We start from the raw sequence: 19354 nt of genomic DNA on the forward strand, positions 1-19354 counted from the left end.
TCGCAGGACGTGTCGCTGATTCTGGCTCGGTGAAGCTGGACCCCGAAGCGGTGACACCGGCGACGCGGCAGGAGACGTTTCCTGTCGCGTTGGCTGCTGTGCTGTTGTCTTTCATCGCGCTGCTTCTGTCTTATTCGCACGGCTATTTGTTGTTGTACGGCGATGCGGTCGCACATCTTGGAATTGCGCGTCGCATTCTGGATTCGCACAACCCCGGACTGGTTCAGCTTGGGGGAGTGTGGTTGCCGCTGCCGCATCTGCTGATGCTTCCATTTGTTCAGAAGATGGAGTGGTGGCAGAACGGGCTTGCAGGAGCATGGCCTTCGCTAATCTGCTATATCGCCAGCGTTGCGGGTATCTATCGGCTTGCGCGTTGGATGATGATTCCTCGCTGGGCGCTTGCTGCAACGGCTCTTTACGCACTGAATCCGAATCTGCTTTATCTTTCGACGACAGCGATGACGGAGCCGCTGTTCTTGATGCTTCTGATCTGGACGACGCTGCTGACGGTAGAGTGTGTTTCTGCGATCAAGAACTCTCAGCAGAGTGTGGTTAGAAGCCGTCTACTTCTGCTCGGAATCTTCATTCTGGCTGCGGTGTTTACCAGGTACGACGGCTGGATTCTGGGTGCTGCGGTTTGGTGTGTTGTTACGTTCTCTTTGGTGCGTGAACGTGAGGTGTGGCGTAGCGTCGGTTCTTCTTTTATTGTTTTTACGCTTCTGGTGCTTGCGGGGCCCGTTAGCTGGCTTGCTTACAATCAACATTTTTTTCATGATCCTCTGGACTTTATGCGTGGGCCTTATTCGGCGGCAGCCATCGAAAAGAAGACGATGCCGCCCAATGGCCATCATCATCGCGGGTGGCACAATCCCGCATGGGCGTTGCTCTTCTACACTCGCACCGCACAGGTCGACGCAGCGTTTTGGGAGACCGGCTTTGTGTTGATGGGTGCTGCGGTGGGCGGATTGATTTTGATAATCCGGCGTCGCTTCGTGCTGTCGTCGCTGTTGCTGTGGATGCCGCTGCCTTTTTATATCTACTCGGTTGCGTATGGTTCGGTGCCAATCTTCATTCCGCAGCTTTGGCCACACTCTCACTACAACTCGCGCTACGGGATGGAGTTGCTGCCTGCGTTGGCGGTCTTTGCATTTCTGGCGGTGCAGTGGATTGAGCGGCGATGGAGTGAGACGCAGCCGATGGCCAAGAGACTGATGCAGCCAATTGCACTTCTGCTGATCGCGCTCAATACGGTGGGGATGATGTATCGCACGCCGCTGGTGCTGAAGGAGGCGCTGGTCAATTCGACGACTCGCGTCGGGTTTGAGACGGCGCTGGCGCGTCAATTGGGCGGGTTTCCGTACGGGTCGACGATCTTGATGTACAACTCCGATCACGTCGGGGCGCTTCAGGATGCTGGGATTCCTCTTCGGATGACAGTCAACGAAGGGGACAGCGACGGTTTTCAGGCCGCGCTGGCTGCGCCTGCCGAGCATGCTGTTTATGTTGTCGCGATTGCCGGGGATCCGGTGGCCCAGGCTGTTGCCGCGCATCCAGAAGGGCTTACTGAGGTGACGATTCTGTGCACGACAGGTCAACCTTGCGCACGTATTTATAGGTCCGATCGGGTGAATGCGGGTCCGGCTAAGTGAAAGTCGCCGGTTATCCATAAGTCTTGAGGCACAATAGGAGCACATGATTCCCTTCATCAAAGCGCATGCTTGTGGCAATGATTTTCTGATCATCGAGGAGCTATTGGCACAGCGTCGTCATGCCGAACTCGCACGCAAGCTTTGTGCGCGGACTACGAGCGTTGGAGCGGATGGCATTGAATTTTTGGAGCGAAAGCCCGGCGGTGAGTTTTTTCTGCGGCTCTTCAATGCGGATGGTAGCGAGGCAGAGCTTTCGGGTAACGGCACGCGCTGCGTGGCGGCGTGGCTGGCCAGCAGCGAAGGGCGAAGGGAAGTGGCGCTGGGGACTCATGGCGGGCTTCGGACTTGTCATGTGATTGAGGCGAACGATCCGCTGTACCTGATCGAGAGCGAGATGGGTATTCCGCGTGTGATGCAGCGCACGATTGTGCTGCCGGGCGTTGGCGAGGTCCCTGGTGCGATGGTGAATGTTGGAAACCCTCACTTCGTTCTCTTTGTCGACAAAGAAGACTTTAGCGCGCATGGGCTGAGCTGGCAGGAGCTTGGGGCGCAGATCAGCGTAAGTCCCCTTTTTCCTCATGGGACAAACGTGGAGTTCGTTCGTGTTGTGTCGCCCTCTGAGATTGGGTTTCGTATCTTTGAGCGGGGATGCGGGCCCACTACCTCGTCCGGCACGGGGACTTGTGCTTCGTCTGCGGCGGCTATGGCGTTACGTGGGGCGGAGCGTGCATTGACTGCTGTTGCTGAAGGCGGACCCCAGCGTACGGTGTGGCCTGCGAACGATGCTGTGATGCGTCTGACGGGGCCGGCGGAGATAGTCTGCCGCGGTGAGGTCACTGCACTGTGACATCGCCACACATCAAACCTCGCGGATTGCGTCCGGGAGCGACTCTTGCGATTTTGTCGCTGGCGAGTGCGACCAAGTCGGAGTTGGTCGAGCGCGGCGTGGCGCATCTCCGGCGACTAGGGTACAAGACTGTGCTTGGATCGCATGCATTGGATAGTGGGCCACTGTACTATGCGGGGAAGCTTGAGGATCGTCTCCACGACTTTCATGCGGCATTCGCGAATCCTGAAGTTGATGGGATCGTCTGCACGCGTGGTGGCTGGGGTTCGGCGGAGTTGCTTCCTTATCTTGATGCGGCGTTGGTTCGTTCGAATCCCAAGCCGTTTGTCGGATACAGCGACCACACCTCTCTTCATTGCTGGCTACATAGGGAAGCGAATCTTGTTACCTTTTATGGTCCGATGGCGGCGGCCGATTTTTCACGGGACGATGGCGCGGATCTGCCGAGTTGGCAGCAAAGTTTGACGGGCGATAGCGCGTGGTCGCTTGGGGAAGCGGAGGGGCTTCGTGTGCTGCGGGCGGGGCGTGCGGAAGGTATGGTAACGGGGGGATGTCTTTCCATCATTGCGGAAGCGCTTGGGACGCCGTATGCGCCACGTATCGAGAAGGAAAGCATTCTTTTTCTCGAAGACATTGGGACTAAGGCTTACCAATGGGATCGGATGCTGCTTCATCTTCGCTATGCGGGGATTCTTGAGAAGGTGACGGGGATTGTCTTTGGGGATATGGGGCAAAATGTTTCGCCTGGGGAGGCGGAGTATCTCGAGCGAGCGATTCTTCATGCGCTTCGTGAGTTTGACGGTCCGATCGGTATTGGCTTGCGGTGTGGGCATGTAAGCACGTATAACGTCACGCTGCCGCTCGGCGTGTCTGCGCGTCTGGATTTGACCGAGCCGAGGAATCCGCAGATGCACCTTCTCGAAGCAGCGGTGAGCGGTTAGGCTGGAGTCTCGCGACATGCAAAATTCCAAACATATCCATCTGATCGGTATTTGCGGGACGGCGATGGCGTCGCTGGCCGGGATGCTACAGCTTCAGGGGCATCGGGTGACGGGCTCCGATACGGCGGCCTATCCGCCGATGAGCGATCTGTTGGCATCGCTCGGTATTCCAATTCATGAGCCTTTTGCAGAGAGCAATCTGAAGCCGAGGCCTGATCTGGTTGTGGTTGGGAATGCGATCTCGCGCGGCAATGTCGAGCTTGAGTATGTTTTGGATACGCGGATTCCGTTTTGTTCGATGGCTGCGATTTTGCATGATGAGTTCTTGCCGGGGCGCGAATCGCTGGTGGTTGCCGGAACGCATGGCAAGACGACCACAACGAGCATGTTGGCCTGGATCTATGAGGTTGCGTCGCGGCAAACCCCTGCGTTGGCGCCGTCGTTTCTGATTGGCGGAGTCGCGGAGAACTTTGGCACCAGCTTCAAGGTTCGTCCGACCAAGCCGTTTTTGCTTGAGGGCGATGAGTACGATACTGCGTTCTTCGATAAGGGGCCGAAGTTTCTTCATTATTTTCCGGATGCGTTGATCTTGACGCACGTGGAGTTCGATCATGCGGATATCTATGCCGACCTTCCGGCGGTGAAGACTGCTTTCAAGCGGCTGGTGAATCTTGTGCCAGGGCGGGGGCGGATCGTTGCGTTTGATGGCAGCGAGAACGTGAGCGAGTGTGTCGAGAAGGCCTTCTGTGCGGTGGAGCGATATGGCTTCGATCCTTTATCACACTGGCGGCTTACCGACCTGCGGCATGAGGGGGCGTTGACTCGCTGGACGGTAACGCGTGCGGGTGCTGCGTTTGCCGATTTGAGCTTGCCGATGGCGGGTGCGCATAATGCCCTGAATGCTACGGCTGCTGCTGCTCTGGCGGCAGGGCAGGGGGTTTCGACGGAGGCGATTGTCGAGGCGTTGGCGACGTTCAAGAGTGTGAAGCGCCGGCTCGAGGTTCGCGCTGTTGTCGGTGGCGTAACGATTATTGATGATTTTGCGCACCATCCCACGGCGATTCGCGAGACGCTGCGGGCGCTGCGTGAGTCTTATCCGAACCGACGACTTTGGGCGGTGCTCGAGCCACGATCGAATACGTTGCGACGGAATGTGTTCGAGCTCGACCTGGTGGACAGTCTGGCGTTGGCGGATCGCGTTGTGCTGGCCTCTGTCTTCAAATCCGAGAGCATTCCGGCGAACGAGCGGTTGCACCCTGAGAACGTGGTGAGTGCTCTAACTAGCAGGGGCGTGCCTGCAAGTTTGCTGGCCGATGCGGATGCGATCGTCGAAGCAGTTGTGCCGCAGCTGCAAGAGGGAGACGTCGTCGCGATCCTTTCGAATGGCGGGTTCGGAAATATCTACGGGAAGCTGCCGAAGGGGATTGCGGGTCGAACGACGAGGGCGTAGATCGGCCGGTTTCTTACGGTATCCTTGAAGGTGGTATGTTCGCGACCCTCAAGCTCGTCTTTGTCTATCTCGCACTCGGTCCAATCGCAGGGATCATCGGAATTCCTTACACGCTGCTGGTTGGGGATATCACGCGGCTCTATCGGGTTGCGATGTGGATCACGAATGCGGGCGTGCGCGCGGCGGGAATAAAGATCGACATCGGTGGATTTGAAAATATTCCGCCTGGCCGCAGCTGCATCTTCATGAGCAATCATGTCTCGAACCTTGATCCTCCGGTGACGATTCCACTTCTGCCTGGGCGTAGCTCGGTGCTATTGAAGAAGGAGTTGATGAACATTCCGATCCTGGGCAGGGCGATGCGGATGGCGAAGTTTGTACCGGTGGAGCGTGGAAGCCGCCGCGATGCTGCGCAGGCCAGTGTGGCGGCTGCAGTCGATGCGGTTCGGTCGGGGTTGCATATCCTGGTGTATCCGGAGGGAACGCGCTCTCTCGATGGAAGACTTTCGGCCTTCAAGAAGGGACCTTTTTTCCTGGCTCTGGAGACGAAGGCGCCGATTGTTCCTATCGCGGTCTCGGGTACGCAGACGATGATGCGGAAGGGAAGCAATGCGATTGTGCCGGGGGTGGCGCGGATTCGATTGCTGCCGGCGATCGAGCCGTCGGATTATGCGACGCGGGAGGAGCTAATGCGGGCGGTCAGGAACGCGATCGCAGAGGCGCTACCGCCGGAGATGAAGCCGGCGGATTATTTGACGATGGCGTTGTAGCCGTCTGTCTGAAGGCGCTGTTTCATGGCATCGGCATCTTTTTTGGTCGGAAAGGGCCCGATCTGGACGTGGAGCAGCTTGTCCTGCGGCTCATGATGGACGGCTACGTTGTAACCTCGGTGCTTCAGAGCCTTGATGAGGACGTCGGCGTCTTCCTGGTGTGAGACGGCGGCTACTTGGACTACAGGTGCTCCCGGTGTGGCGGGGGTGATGGAGGCGACTGCTGCGGGCTTGAGAGTGGCAGGCCTGGTGGGAGGGTCAGTACGAAAGTCTGCGGCGACGGCTTTGACCCGGGTGAGGGCGGGAGCGGGCTGGGTAGTTTCTGAGGATGTTGTTGAAGCGTCCGTGACGATGGTGGTCGGGGCTGCATCATCGGACGATGTTGCAGGCAGAGCGGATGCGGCGTGAGTCGAGGGACTTCCGGGCGCGGGCTTGGAGGCGCTGGACTCCGAGCTTACGGCGGGGAGTTCCGCTGCGCTGACGACAGGCGGGGTCGAACGCTTGCCGAGGGAGTATCCGAAGCCAAAGAAAACCGCGCAGAGTAGAGCGAGCGCGAAGAAGATACCAAGGATAGTGGTGGTGCCAAGCGAGATCTCACGGTCCTGTCCGCGAGAGTCGCGAAGATCCTGCAAGTCGTCGTCGTTCTGGTAGCGGCTGTTCACGGTCAGACCTTCTTCTCCAGCGCCGGGTCGGGCGTCAGTGTCTTATTGAACAGGTTCATCAGCTCCATTGGAAGGGGAAAGACGATGGTGGTATTTTTCTCGACACCTATCTCGGTGAGGGTCTGGAGGTAGCGGAGTTGGAGGGTCATGGGCTGGGTGGCCATGAGTTGGGCGGCTTCGACGAGCTTGGCGGCGGCGTTGAACTCGCCTTCGGCGTGGATGATCTTCGCTCTGCGTTCGCGTTCGGCTTCGGCCTGCTTGGCCATGGCGCGGAGCATGGACTCGGGCATATCGACTTGCTTTACTTCGACGGAGACGACTTTGACGCCGAAGGGTGCGGTGTGGCCGTCGATGATGGTCTGGATACGGATGTTCAGGGCTTCGCGATGGGCGAGCAGACCGTCGAGGTCGACTTCGCCGAGGACCGAGCGCAGGGTGGTTTGGGCGAACTGCGAGGTTTGATAGATGTAGTTGGCGACTTCGATGACTGCTTTGGTGGGGTCGACGACGCGGAGGGTGATGACGGCGTTGACCTTGAGGGTGACGTTGTCGCGGGTGATGACGTCCTGCGGGGGGACTTCCATCGCCTCCTGGCGGAGACTGACGCGAACGATCTGATCGAGGGGGCGGAATATCCAGATGAGGCCCGGTCCGGCGGCTGCCTGCTTGACTCGGCCGAGGCGAAAGATAACGCCTCGCTCGTACTCTTTAAGGATGTTGAGGGAGTTGGCCAGGTAGAGAACGACGATGACGATGGCAAAGAGAAGTGGGAGAGACATCATAGGGTGGGACCTCTGTCGGCCAGACTGCTGCCGCCGCTGCGATTGTAAAGCAGGCGCAGCGGCGGCTCGTGTTGCTAGCTAGAAGCGGTAGAAAAAGCCGAATCCCGGCTGGAACTCGGTAGTGTGCTTCTGGATGGTCAGGTAGTTGGTCTCGAAGTCGGGTGCCTTGAAGAACGTTTCGCGGAACTCGGCACGTGCACCGAAGTGCTTGTTCAGCATGTAGTCGCCTCCGACGTTGTAGTAGTAAGTCGCACGAGCCTGGGGCGCCAGACCTTCACCGCCGCCGGGTGTGGGTCGGAAGGCAGTTGTACCGGCGCCTCCACCGATGAACGGATTGACGCCGTGGAACTGACGCTTGGGGTGGACGACGTAGCCAAAGCTGTATTCGGAGGCGTTTTGTTGGACTCCTCCTACCGGCGTAGCACCGAAGGGAGTGAAGGTTTGCGTGTAGCGGGCATACCCGTAGTTGAACTCGAAGCCGACGTAGGGGGAGACGGTGTAACGAATCGTGACGAGCGGACCTACCGTGTTTCCCGGATGAAGGTTGACTGCGGTTGGAACAGTATTGATGAGGACGGTTCCGTTGGAGTCTTTATTGATAATCGCGGAAGCGGCTACTCCGATGTCGAGACGCTGGAGCTGACGGTCCAGACCCGAGCTTTGTTGGGTGGCCTGAGCTTTGGCGGTTGATCCTGCCAGGGTGAGCAGCAGGCAAAATAAAACACTCCGAACACAGGACTGGGGTGACACATTCAAAATCAAGCAAGAACTCCCTTAGCGAAAACTTCTATCCTTTCAGTCTACTCTGGCGTGGGGGTGGATGGGGGCTCGGAGGCGCGTCAAACCGGCTTTTGCGCGGGTTCGACGACGAGAACGAGGCCATCCAGATCGCGGACGGAGACTAAAGACCCGACGGCGAGTGATTCCGGGCCGCGCAGGGACGCCTGCCAGAGCTCTCCGCGGATCTCCACCTGTCCGGTGGGGCAGAGCGGGGTGCGGACGATGGCAGTGCCGCCGATCATGGCTTGCGGGCCGGTGAGGACCTTGCTGCGGCGGGCGCGGAGGGCTATCCAGGCCAGACCGAAGGAGATGGTGCCAAAGCCAAGGCCTGCGCCCAGGGCTGTCGCGAGATGGACGCGGAGTTCGGGGATGGGGCCGTCGACCAGGGTGGCCAGCCCGAAGATGAGTGATGCGATGCCTGCGATTGCGAGAACGCCGTGGCTGCTGAACTTTGCTTCGAGGAGCATCATGACGACAGCTGCGATCAGGAGAACGATGGCAGTGTGGCGGACGGGGAGGAGATTCAGGCCGAAGAGACCGAGGAGAACGAAGAGTGTGCCGATGGAGCCCGGGACGACCGTGCCGGGAACGTTGAACTCCAGGTAGATGAGGAGGCCGCCTAGGACGATCAGGAGAACGGCGATGTCGGGGTTGGTGAGTTTGCTGAGGAGGCGTTCGCGCTGGGAGGGGGCGGTGGTGACGATCGTAGCCCCCTGGAGATGCAGGGTTTGGGCGGTGCCGTCGAAGCGATGGATCTCGCGGCCATCGAGAGCTTTTAGGAGGGAGTCGTCGTCGGGTGAGACAAGGTCGATGAGTTTTAGTTTGAGGGCTTCTTCGTCGCTGTAGGACTTCGAGTTGCGGACGGCGTCTTCGGCGGCTTCGACGTTGCGGCCACGGCGTGAGGTGTAGGAGCGCAGGAAGGCTGCGGCGTCGTTCTCGATCTTTTGTTTGAGGATGGGATCGAGCTTGGTGCCTTCGACGATGGGATGGGCCGCGCCGGCGTTGGTTCCTGGGGCCATGGCGGCGATGTCGGCGGATTCGAGGAGGAAGAAGCCAGCGGAGCCTGCTCTGCTGCCGGTTGGCGAGATGAAGATGATGACTGGGACGGGCGAGTTCTCGATGGCCTGAACCATGACTCTGGTGGATTCGAGTAGACCGCCGGGTGTGCCCATGGAGATCAGGACTGCCTGGGCGTGGATGCGTGCGGCTTCGCGAAGTCCGCGCTGAAGATAGTCCGCGGTGATGGGCTGGATGGTGTCGTGGATCGTGAGTTTGACGATGGTGCCGGGAGTGTCAGAGGCGGCGAAAAGCGTTGCTGGAAGAGCGCAGAAGATCGCCATCAGCAGGAGGGCGAACCTGGTGACGCGAGTCATTGCAAGCTCTGTCCGCGTGCCAGCAGGGCCTGCCGCATGCCTTGCGCGGCGGTATCCTTCGGCTCGAGCTGGAGTGCTTTGCTGACATTGGCGGCCGAGGCGGTTGTGTCGTTGGTCTGGAGATCGAGCCGGGCGAGAACAAGGTAGGCGGGGGCGTTCGGGTGGAGTTTGATTGAGCTTTCCGCTTCTGCGCGGGCGTCAGCTGAGTTTCCGCTACGCTCACGCACCTGGGCTAGGCCGGCGTGCGCCTCTGCACTGGACGCATCGGCGGCGATTGCAGCTTGGAACTCCTGCTCGGCTTCAGGAACCAATCCCTGCGCTAGATACTCGTGACCTTGTTTGGTGTACTCGGCCGCCTGTTCAGCGGGTGGCAAAGTGGCCAGCCGCATCGCACGCATCTGATCGAGTTGAAAGGCCGCCTGCCTGAAGGAGGCTTCCGAGTAGGTGCGGCGAATGCGCTCGAGCGGATCGAAGTCGGAGTTTGCCTCGGTGGTGGCTGCGGCGTTGGCGGGAGGTGGTGTGCGTCCCGCGGTGATACTGGTCTTGAGTTGCGCCGCCTCGGTGTCTGCTGGCTTGAGTTTCAATGCCTGGTCGACCTCGCGTTTGGCTCCTGCGAAGTCACCCTGACGATACATCGCGACGGCCAGATTGTAGTGGTAGTCCGCGTCGTTAGGGTCGGCGGTCGAGGCGCGTTGAAATAACGGAATGGCGTTGTGGCCCTGGCGGCTGGAGGCGACGGCCTGATTGTTAACCACCTCGGGAAGAGGGAGCCGGCTGGCGACGAAGGCGAAGGCAGATTCGGCCTCGGCGTACTTCGCGGTGTTGAAGCGTGCCAGGCCGATAAAGAAGCTGGCCTCAAGCGCTCGTCGATCGGTTGGAGCGATCTTTGCAAGCGTCGCTGCGGCCTGGTCGTATTCGCGCTCCGTGTATTGCGCTTTGCCGAGAGCGAGAAGCGCTGCGGGATAGTTTGGATCGGCCAGGATGGCCGCTTGCAGGCGCTTGATTCTCTCCTGCGGGGTTTGCGCATCGGTGCCGCGAATGTAGTTCTCAAAGGCGCTGAGCTGGACTCCACCGGACGCGGCAAGAAAAGTCTGCTGAGCCACGTTGAAGTGCGGATCGATCTGGCGCGCTACCTTCCACGCGATGGCATTTTCGACGTCGAAGAGCCGGTTGAGTTCGCTCGAATCCTGCAGCGGGGCGGAGAGCTTGAGCTGGTTGACCTGCAGCACCTGTGCCTGCACGGAGATGCGTCCATTTATGACGTTGTAGCTGCCTACGATAACGAAGTCGGCGTCGAGATTTTGTGCGATGCGTATCGTGGTTGCGCGAGATGGCCTGAAGTCGACGGGGAGACCGAGATGGTCAAGCGCGTACTGTCGGTCTTCGCGTGTGATGGTGAGGAAGCCGGCTGAGGAGAGGCGCTGATTGAGCGTGTCGGGAAAGGAGTCGCCGACCCACGCCAAGGCTGCCTGGCCGGAGCGATTGTCGAAGGGCAGGACGAGGACGACGCGGCCGCCGGTCTCAGAAGGTTCTGAAGACTGCGAGATTGCAGGGATGCTGCATAGCAGGAGCAGCGGGAGGAGCCAGGGCCGTTGAAGGATCGAGCGAACTGGAAGGCGCTTCGTCACAGTATGAGTATAGAGGGTCAGGGCTTTTGCGGCGGGGGATAGCTATAGGGATGGGAAAATTCACCCCCGCGATGAAGACTGAACCTGGCGCGACTCTTCCGGCTTGGAGACAATTCTGGGAAACTTCTGCCGACGATCACGACCGAAGCGCGTTTTTCATTACCGATCCCACCGAATCGGTTTCTACACAAGTTCAATGAGTGTATTGAGGGAGGATCGAAGTTGCCGGAGATGTGACTCATCAGACAGTTCAGTTCCACCCTTCCGAGAAGACGGTTGTACGTCCAGGTGGATTGAATTTTTAGCACCAGGACATTCCGGTACCAATCGTCCAGAGTGGGTACTAGCCTGTGTCTACACATAGGACTTTAAGCGGCGGCGAGTCGCAAAACGTGTTTGAACAGGTCCTTTGTGACGACAGAAGAGGTAACGCCGGGAACGTTTTCTTCCACGAGATCCGTCAACGTGTGGCCTGGCGGCATTTCAAGGAAGAGATTACAGCCCAACTCCTCCGCGATTATTGTGGCGTCATGCCAGCGAACCCCGTGGGCGATGTTGTCCGCCAGATCCGTCGCTACTCCCGATGCGGAGCGCACAGCTCGTCCGTTCACATTCGCGATATAGGGAAATTTGGGCGCCTTCAGCTCCATAGAGCTTAGCTGGAGCCGAAGTGCATCAGCAACCGATGAAAGTAGAGGACAGTGGGACGGCACTGAAACGTGCAGGAGCTCAGCTTTGCCGGCCCCCTGCCTGCGCGCCTCTTCTAAAACCTTCTGCATCCCTGCTACGGAGCCTGCAACTACAATCTGCCTTGGTGCGTTGATATTTCCCACGAATACCGGGGTCGCGGCCGAATGTACCGAATCGACAATGGCTGTAACCTGTCGCTCGTTGAGACCGACGATGGCAGCCAAGCCGTATCCGACCGGATATAGCCGTTCCATCTTCTCTGCGCGGGAACGAACCAGGACTACCGCATCCTTTAATGTGATCGCCTCGGCAACGACTGCTGCTGCAAAGGCGCCTACAGATAAGCCTGCAACTGCACAACAGGTGACGCCACGTCTCTGCAGAGCTCTAGCTGTAGCGACTCCGGAGGCTAGAAGAGCCAGTTGAACCGATACTGTGGAATTCAAAGCCTCAGGCGAGTCCAACAGACGAACATCTGTTCTCAACACGTCGCTGATTTCGTCAAGCGTCAACTCGACAACCGGATCATCAACGAGTTCGTGAAGCATTGCAGGTTTCTGCGCTCCTTGTCCCGGAAACAAAAATGCGGTATTCAAGTTAGCTGTCCTTCCCATTCGATAGGTTCCAGGGATTACAGCCGAGAATACGGCCGTCACTCGTGCGAAGCAGAATCTTACGAGATGATGCGGTCACGAACTCCTCTAAAGAAAAACCACAGAACGGTGTCTCAACCAATGCATCAACCTTTCCCGGAGCACTGCTGATCATGCGCCACAAATCCTGTGCCTCGGTAAGGTCGAGTTTTTGTGGCGCAGAAAGTATGAAGTCTAAATCACTGTCAGCGCGGACAGCCGGTATCTCTGAGGCTAGTTCATAACCCACACTCCCACCCGGCCCCCAAGTCAAATCCAGTCCGGCGAGATGGCTCTCGAGATAGGACAGGCTCCGGAACGCCTGTAGTGGCCGGCGTGAATCCTCTGCGAGTATCAGCCGCAGCTGATCTGGCCGCCGCGTCTCTAACACTTCACTCAATCCTGTGAACCCTGCGCAGCGTTCGTGCCTTTGCGTTCCACGCACTCCTACGGGGATCGATCCATCTGCGATGCGGCCTCTCCGCACAACGACCCAGGGACGCTGGTTGAGATTGAGGTATGGGCACGGCGCCCCCGCAGTGGAGGTGACCGCCGACTCTCCTCTGAGGAGAAGGAGATCGTGGATATGCGGCGTGCCGACCATTGGATTCCCTCACAGATGCTTCGCCAATACGAACATCCAGCCAGCCATGGAAAATGCCCCGACGCAATACGAAGCAATCAGCCCCGAGCTGGCGGTCTCAGGAGTTGAATTGAAGCTCTTTCCGAAGACGAGACCGAAGAAACCGCCTGGTATCGCGCTGATAAGCGTGATGTTACGGATTTCAGCATGATTCATATGAAAGAGCTCAGTAATGCCAAGAGCAAACAAGGGCTGAATCAGGACGATTGCAGCAGTGGTCCAGGCGACTTTTCTGTCAAAGCGAAATTTCTGGGAGGAGACGACGACCCCGGTAAGAATCAAAGCCGATCCTGATGCCGCACTCCCAAGAATCGTCAAGGACCGATCGACATAGGATGGCAAATGTAAACCGAAGTAGACACTTACCAAAGCCAACATAGGAGCCCACACCACAGGACGAGTGAACGCCCGAAGAAACTTGATCGCAACCACTTGAAGTGAGACGCCCTTTCCATCGGACAGTTTGTCGGACTCCAGCAACGCAATGGTCATAGGAGAGATCGTGATAGCTCCGACTGCAATTGAAAGGGCTGCTGTGACTCTTGAACTCGGGCCATACGCGGTGGTCAATAACGGCAAAGCTATAGCCGCAGCGTTTGGAAAGCCCACGGTCAGTGCAAGTACAGAGGCATCGGAGATGGGCATCTTGAGACTTTTTCTTGCCCAGACATAGCTGGCTGCATACAAGGCCACAAATACGACAGCAATCATCACTGCGGATTCCCATTGTTCTCGGAGCACAGGCCAGGATGTGCTGCTAATCGTGGAAAACAGCGCACATGGGATGGCGAAGTCCATCACGAGCACGATTAGATTCCGAACATTCAGGTTGTCCATGACTCCGCGCCGGCCTGCTATATATCCCAAAAGCAGGCCCACGAAGATAGGGAGCAACGCATCTAGAAGAATCAGAGTCATTTTCGCCTCTTACTCGGTGAACCACTGGGCTTCAAGAGCGGCCCGCACCGCGAGGGTGCCTTTCCGCATTGTCTTTGCCGCGTCTGACTCCCACCTGTTACTCAGATCGAGCTTGCCTCTGCGTGCATCGGCAATCGCCTCAGTGATTGCTTTCCTCACTTCGGCAACCTCATTCGAGGTCGGATGTTTTGGATCGTCGGCGTGCAACAGCTTGAAAAGGAGACCGAGTTTGGCGTAGTCCCGGACGTCATACGACATCGGAGCGATCTCATGTCCCAGTTTTTCGAGCTCCGCAACCGATCTTCTCGTAATCCTGGCTGCAGCCTCTTTATGCATTGCATGAATCGTAATCCCTGCATCATCGAACGCCAGAATGCGATTGGCCTGGTAGCCGTGAGTGAGAAATCCGCCGCTAAACGCGTGGCCGGCTACCAACGAAATAACTGGATGTCCCGCCATCCTTGCCGATGCGTATGCATCGGCTGACGCAGCCGCGGCGAAAAAGATGCCGGCCGTCTCCTCGCGACGCCCGTAGGCCTGGCTCTTGACGTCAACGATTGCGATGATAGGACGCTTCGCTTCACAAGGTTTATCGCGATCTTCTGCGATAGCCGCTCGAACATGGGTTGCAAGGGCGAAAGCTTCTTCGAGTCCAACTTGCCCATCGCGGACACAAGGAAATCGGCCGTCCTTGTCAGGTACAACGCAGAGGAACAGGGCTGACTCATCTCCAACCGACGCAGTTGTAGCCAGCACGGAGTTTGGATCACCATGACTCGGAGTGTCGCTTCCAGACAGGGCTTTGAACCATATTTTGCCGCGCAATCCAACTTGTTCCTTCATCGCACACCTCCTTTGTGGTTCGCCCACTGCTGCCGCAATGTTCCCGGATCAATCTGGCTGGACGTATCAAGCGCCGCAATTCGAGCGCGATAAAGTTCCACCTGCTCGGTGCGGTGCTCTTTCGGTGAGCCTTTGTGGACAAAATCACGAACTGCCGCGCCTATCCTGTCGGCATCATCTTCGACGAGCGAATCAGCGAGTCCCATGCCGACGCGTTGTTCTCCACCATGAATCGCCCAGATGAGCGCTCGATCGGAAGAGTCAAACTCATCGATACCGGACTCCTGCTCAATCACCTCGGGACCATTCAATCCAAGCCGGGCTTCGCGCGTCATGATGGTGTAGCTGGATACGCCGGCTACAAGCGACATGCCGCCGAAACATCCGACAGTGCCTGCAATGATTGTGATCACCGGCGCATGCTGACGAAGGGCAATAGCTGAAGAGACAATCTCGGCAACAGCTGCCAAACCCAGGTTCGCTTCCTGAAGGCGAACACCGCCTGTTTCGAGCAAAAGAACTGCAGCGGTCGGTCTCCCCGCCTCGGAATCCTTCGTGGCGAGGTCCAGGGCGGCGGTCATCTTAGCGCCCGATACTTCGCCGACGCTGCCACCTTGGAAGGCTCCTTCAAAGGCGATAGCGACTGCTGGAGATGCGCCGATCTTTCCCTTGATCACGATGCAGCCATCATCAGATTGTGGAGCGATGCCTTGCTTGGCAAGCCATGGAGATTCGATGCGATCGAACGGACCGACGAGTTCCTTCCAGGTACCTTCATCGAAGAGACTCTGGGCACGGGCACGAGCGTCCAGCTCGATAAAACTCTTACGGTTGACGAAATCGGGAATGAGGGTTGGCGCGTTCATTGCTCAATCACCTCCACTGCCTGTTCAAGACGAAGCAACACACTGCCGGGTGTAGCGCCGGCATCGTTAACGTGGATACGGACTGCCCCATCGAACTTCGAGAAGAAACGATCGAAGACCGCCTTCCACGCATCACCGAAGCCATTGACGCTGGTCGTGATGAAGACACGGGATCCATCCTCATTATTCGGTTCGAGAAGGACCTCCATATCGCCTGAGCCCACGACACCGACGTGCGCTCTCCTCGTGATGAGGCGTTTCGCCTCAGGATAGTTGAACTCAATATTTTCCATTGTCTTCCTCCACTAGACTGTTGTCCTCTTCCATTAGTTCAAGGCCGCGTTCGAGAGCGTCCAGAAAGAGCGTGGCTGCGAGAAGATCGGCGCTGCCGCCGGGAGAGATGCGCAGACTGACAAGCTCTTGCCCGAGTTCGATCAAAGCCGCATCTCCCTTTGGGCTTCCCGGGCCGCCAATCTTGATGACACGAGCGACACCCTCGTGCACGATCTTTTGTGCCACAGGTCCCCCTCGATACAGAACACAGGTGTCCTCGAGAAGCGACATAATCGCAAGAAGTGACGCGAGCCGACTGTCGCGCTCTGTTCTGCCGTTCCTGCGAGCGGCCCTCAATGCAGGAAGCCCGACATTGACGACGTGCGGGAAATTCCCGTAGGCTTCGCCACGAGCGCCGGTTGCCCCATATCGTTGAAGGGCAACATCGCCGTGAGATACCGCCTGCGGGCTTGCACGATCGGGCAAACGCGCCAGATCGCCTGCAGCCTCCGCCACCAGCTCCGGACGGGAACTTTCACTCAGACTTGCACCACAAACCAACAGCCCTAGAACCCAGATGGCACCCTTGTGCGCATTGCTGCCTGAAGTCGCGCGAAGCATCGCCGCTTCGGCTTCTCTACCAACGCCAGCAACAACCGCACGCAGATTGGTACTCATCGGAACTTCGGCGGATGCCAAAGCCATCCGCGTAAAGTATGGGGCAATCGCGTCCGCAGATCTCCTCATTAGGTCGAGGGAGAGATCCGAGTGCGATCCTGACCCGCGACCATCAACCAGACCCGGTTTAGGTGTGAGCTCTGCTTCAGCAATCAACGATTGCCAGGCGAGTTCTGAAAGCCACTCAGAGCGGCCCAAAGCGTTGAGCTGCTGAAACGATTTCGTGATTGGTCTTAGCTGTCTCATTACCAGCTCCGGAACTTGGCCGGCGGCTGATAAAGGCCACCAGACCATGCGACCAGATCTTCCATACTTCTGGCCGCGAGTAAGGATCGGTTAGCTTGGAGGCGATGGACTCCAATATCTTCAGGAAAGGCGACGATGCCGCGATGACGAAGATCGGCTGTCTCATTGGTCTTTGCCTTAAGACCGACAGGACTGATCCCTGCAACGGCAGCCAAAGCCCTGCGTCGCTCTCGAATACCTTCGGTTTTGTACAGATAAGCTATTCCCTCTTCCGTCACAACATGACTGACGTCCTGGCCATAGATCATGATCGGTGCGATGGGCATGCCTGCCTTCTTGCCAACTTCGACTGCATCCAAAGTTTCGACAAAGGCTGGCTCACCACCTTTTGCAAAAGTTTCAAGCGTCTGAACCACCAGTTTGCGTCCCGGGAGGGTGGGATCTGCATTGGTCTTGAGATCTAACCAGGCTGGTGATGAATGGCGACGTCCATGAGGATCGTGCCCCATATTTGGCGCCCCCCCGAAGCCTGCAAGTCGACCGGTCGTCACCGTAGAGGAATTAGCATCGCCATCCATCTGAAGCGTTGCTCCGATAAAGGCATCCACGGCGTACTGACCAGCAAGCTGACAGAGAACACGGTTAGAGCGCAGGCTGCCATCACGGCCAGTGAAGAAGATATCGGGGCGAGCACGGATGTATTCATTCATTCCGACTTCGCTTCCGAACGAGTGAACGCTCTGGACCCATCCGCTCTCGATAGCCGGAATTAGTGTGGGGTGCGGATTCAGCGCAAAGTGCATGCATATCTTTCCGCGAAGACCGAGAGACTCTCCATAGGTAGGGAGAAGAAGTTCGATGGCAGCCGTGTCGAAACCAATTCCATGATTGAGCGACTGGACGTGATGTCTCTCGTAGACGCCGCGGATGACCATCATCGCGGTCAGGATCTGAAGATCGGTGATGTGGCGGGGATCACGGGTGAAAAGGGGTTCCACCGCATATGGCTTGTCGGCCTCTACAACGATATCGATCCAGGAACCGGGGATGTCGACCCTTGGCAAGGTATCGACGATCTCGTTGACTTGCACGATCACAATCGCGTCGTGGAAGGCGGCGGCCTCGACAATTACGGGGGTATCTTCGGTGTTGGGTCCTGTAAACAGATTGCCGTCCTGATCCGCCTGCTCCGCGCAAACCAGTACCACGTTCGGGATAAGATCTACGAGTAAGCGGGCATAAAGTTCGACGTAAGTATGAATGGCGCCGATTTCAAGAACACCATCTTCGAGAAGTTGCGCGACCCGCAGGCTCTGTGGACCGGCAAAAGCGAAATCTACCTTTTTCGCGATGCCCAGCTCAAAGACCGTCAGATGTTCGGGACGGCTGATGCTTGAAATGATGAGATGAAGATCGTGAATCTTCTTTGGATCCACCTTAGCGAGCGAACGCGAAAGAAAATCCGCCTGCTTTTGATTGTCGCCTTCCATGACAACCCGGTCGCCGCTCTGGATCACGGTTTCGAGAGCCTCGACCATCTTGTTTTGCGCCAAAACCGGACCTCTCATCCATGGCTTAACGCTCTCGAGCCGACGTCGCTTCTCGTCCCGTCTGGTTGTCCACGAGGTCCGCTGTCCTGTGAGGATTCGATCACCCATTCAACTTCTCCTTTCTCGCACACACCCATTGGACTCCTGTTCGTGTGATTAGGACTGTTGTATGTTTTTATTAGAGTGATTAGTCTGGACAATAAGAAGAGTTATGGAATTTCGTCAAATTCGGTCGTTTCTCTCTGTAGCAGAGACTCTGCACTTCGGCCGTACTGCGCAGTTGATTCATCTCAGCCAACCAGCCTTAAGCCTTCAGATACGAGCTCTTGAGGAGGAGGTCGGGGTTCGACTCTTCGAGCGGAACCGACGCAAAACAACGCTCACTGCTGCTGGTTTCGCTTTTCGCGATGATGCCGCTGCGGCGCTGTCGCAATTGGAGCAAGGGGTTCGCAGGGCGAGGCTGGCTGCCAACGGGAAACTGGGATTGTTGCGGATCGGCTTCATCTCAACGGCGGGAAGGGAGATTGTGCCCGGTATCGTTCGTCAGTATAGAGAGTTAAACCCTGACGTAGGGTTCTCGTTGCGCAATATTCTCACGGCAGAGCAGGTACAGATGCTGGAGACCGGGTCGCTGGACATTGGATTTCTTCGTCTGCCGATTGGTGAGAACTCGGCTCTCGATGTTGTCACAGTGCATCGCGAACCCTTCGTACTCGTCGTACCCGCGTCCCATAAACTAGCAAAAAGAAAACGAGTGCGCCTCAGTGAATTAGCGGGTCAAGACTTTGTGATGTATGAGCGTACCGATGCCCCTGGCTTCTATGATTTGATCTTCGGGATACTTCGCGATGCCGGGATTGTTCCCACTGTTTCCCAGACCGCGGGAGAGATGCCAACTCTGATCTCACTTGTCGATTCACGCATGGGTATTACCATTCTGCCCGCATCGGCCGTCAAACATAGTGTCGCTTCTGTCGTCGCTTGTGAGATTTTGGACCGGATACCGATGTCTGAAATTGGTATCGCCGTGAGTAAACGATTTCGAACGGCAGTCGTAGACAACTTCAGATCGTTCTCTCTAGAAAAATTAGGCCCATTCAAGGAACCTTTAACGCGTTAGACGGGTTGGGGCG

The 19354-nt window shown here is 57.4% G+C and carries 19 protein-coding genes; 6 read left to right on the forward strand and 13 right to left on the reverse strand.

The window, feature by feature from the left end:
* Nucleotides 1-29: 29 nt before the first annotated feature.
* From RBB76_RS15240 to RBB76_RS15260, 5 genes are read left to right on the forward strand one after another with little or no spacing between them, the layout of a single operon-like run.
* Nucleotides 30-1649: a glycosyltransferase family 39 protein gene (locus tag RBB76_RS15240; protein WP_429630005.1), complete on the forward strand. Its 1620-nt coding sequence runs from the start codon at nt 30-32 to the stop codon at nt 1647-1649.
* 43 nt (nt 1650-1692) lie between these two features.
* A complete protein-coding gene (gene dapF / locus RBB76_RS15245) occupies nt 1693-2496 on the forward strand; it encodes a diaminopimelate epimerase (RefSeq protein WP_429630003.1) in 804 nt (267 codons plus the stop codon).
* Nucleotides 2493-3437 (forward strand): S66 peptidase family protein, encoded by a 945-nt coding sequence (locus tag RBB76_RS15250; protein ID WP_429630001.1) that lies wholly within the window; start codon nt 2493-2495, stop codon nt 3435-3437. The genes dapF and RBB76_RS15250 overlap by 4 nt, the downstream gene beginning before the upstream one ends.
* 16 nt (nt 3438-3453) lie before the next feature.
* Nucleotides 3454-4887 (forward strand): UDP-N-acetylmuramate:L-alanyl-gamma-D-glutamyl-meso-diaminopimelate ligase, encoded by a 1434-nt coding sequence (mpl, locus tag RBB76_RS15255; RefSeq protein ID WP_429629999.1) that lies wholly within the window; start codon nt 3454-3456, stop codon nt 4885-4887.
* Nucleotides 4888-4922: 35 nt separating this feature from the next.
* Nucleotides 4923-5657, forward strand: coding sequence for a lysophospholipid acyltransferase family protein (locus RBB76_RS15260; RefSeq protein ID WP_429629997.1), 735 nt, complete (start codon nt 4923-4925; stop codon nt 5655-5657).
* Here RBB76_RS15260 and RBB76_RS15265 read toward each other — a convergent pair.
* The 13 genes from RBB76_RS15265 to mdcA form a co-directional block, all read right to left on the reverse strand.
* Nucleotides 5636-6319, reverse strand: coding sequence for an SPOR domain-containing protein (locus RBB76_RS15265; protein WP_429629995.1), 684 nt, complete (start codon nt 6317-6319; stop codon nt 5636-5638). The genes RBB76_RS15260 and RBB76_RS15265 overlap by 22 nt on opposite strands.
* Nucleotides 6320-6321: 2 nt before the next feature.
* Complete coding sequence (locus tag RBB76_RS15270) at nt 6322-7101, reverse strand: slipin family protein (protein WP_429629993.1); 780 nt, start codon at nt 7099-7101, stop codon at nt 6322-6324.
* A gap of 78 nt (nt 7102-7179) precedes the next feature.
* Entirely contained in the window at nt 7180-7863 is a 684-nt protein-coding gene (locus RBB76_RS15275; protein ID WP_429629991.1) for an outer membrane beta-barrel protein, read from the reverse strand.
* Between the two features lie 77 nt (nt 7864-7940).
* Complete coding sequence (locus RBB76_RS15280; RefSeq protein ID WP_429629990.1) at nt 7941-9254, reverse strand: NfeD family protein; 1314 nt, start codon at nt 9252-9254, stop codon at nt 7941-7943.
* Complete coding sequence (locus RBB76_RS15285; protein WP_429629988.1) at nt 9251-10882, reverse strand: tetratricopeptide repeat protein; 1632 nt, start codon at nt 10880-10882, stop codon at nt 9251-9253. The genes RBB76_RS15280 and RBB76_RS15285 overlap by 4 nt, the downstream gene beginning before the upstream one ends.
* A 368-nt stretch (nt 10883-11250) precedes the next feature.
* On the reverse strand, nt 11251-12186 hold the full coding sequence (gene mdcH / locus RBB76_RS15290) for a malonate decarboxylase subunit epsilon (protein ID WP_429629986.1): 936 nt from the start codon (nt 12184-12186) through the stop codon (nt 11251-11253).
* A complete protein-coding gene (locus RBB76_RS15295) occupies nt 12170-12808 on the reverse strand; it encodes a malonate decarboxylase holo-ACP synthase (RefSeq protein WP_429629984.1) in 639 nt (212 codons plus the stop codon). The genes mdcH and RBB76_RS15295 overlap by 17 nt, the downstream gene beginning before the upstream one ends.
* 9 nt (nt 12809-12817) lie before the next feature.
* Nucleotides 12818-13765, reverse strand: coding sequence for an AEC family transporter (locus RBB76_RS15300; protein WP_429629982.1), 948 nt, complete (start codon nt 13763-13765; stop codon nt 12818-12820).
* Nucleotides 13766-13774: 9 nt separating this feature from the next.
* Nucleotides 13775-14608: a biotin-independent malonate decarboxylase subunit gamma gene (gene mdcE, locus RBB76_RS15305; RefSeq protein WP_429629980.1), complete on the reverse strand. Its 834-nt coding sequence runs from the start codon at nt 14606-14608 to the stop codon at nt 13775-13777.
* On the reverse strand, nt 14605-15474 hold the full coding sequence (locus RBB76_RS15310; RefSeq protein ID WP_429629978.1) for a biotin-independent malonate decarboxylase subunit beta: 870 nt from the start codon (nt 15472-15474) through the stop codon (nt 14605-14607). Before RBB76_RS15310 ends, mdcE begins: the two co-directional genes overlap by 4 nt.
* Entirely contained in the window at nt 15471-15767 is a 297-nt protein-coding gene (locus RBB76_RS15315; RefSeq protein WP_429629976.1) for a malonate decarboxylase subunit delta, read from the reverse strand. Before RBB76_RS15315 ends, RBB76_RS15310 begins: the two co-directional genes overlap by 4 nt.
* Nucleotides 15754-16671, reverse strand: coding sequence for a triphosphoribosyl-dephospho-CoA synthase (locus tag RBB76_RS15320; RefSeq protein WP_429629975.1), 918 nt, complete (start codon nt 16669-16671; stop codon nt 15754-15756). The genes RBB76_RS15315 and RBB76_RS15320 overlap by 14 nt, the downstream gene beginning before the upstream one ends.
* Complete coding sequence (gene mdcA / locus RBB76_RS15325; RefSeq protein WP_429629973.1) at nt 16671-18329, reverse strand: malonate decarboxylase subunit alpha; 1659 nt, start codon at nt 18327-18329, stop codon at nt 16671-16673. The genes RBB76_RS15320 and mdcA overlap by 1 nt, the downstream gene beginning before the upstream one ends.
* A gap of 103 nt (nt 18330-18432) precedes the next feature.
* Here mdcA and RBB76_RS15330 point away from each other — a divergent pair, with 103 nt between their 5' ends.
* Nucleotides 18433-19341 carry a LysR family transcriptional regulator gene (locus tag RBB76_RS15330; RefSeq protein ID WP_429629971.1) on the forward strand — a complete coding sequence of 303 codons (909 nt, stop codon included), beginning with the start codon at nt 18433-18435 and terminating at the stop codon, nt 19339-19341.
* Nucleotides 19342-19354 lie beyond the last annotated feature (13 nt).

Source organism: Tunturiibacter psychrotolerans, assembly GCF_051013365.1.
GTDB classification, from domain to species: Bacteria; Acidobacteriota; Terriglobia; order Terriglobales; family Acidobacteriaceae; genus Edaphobacter; species Edaphobacter psychrotolerans_A.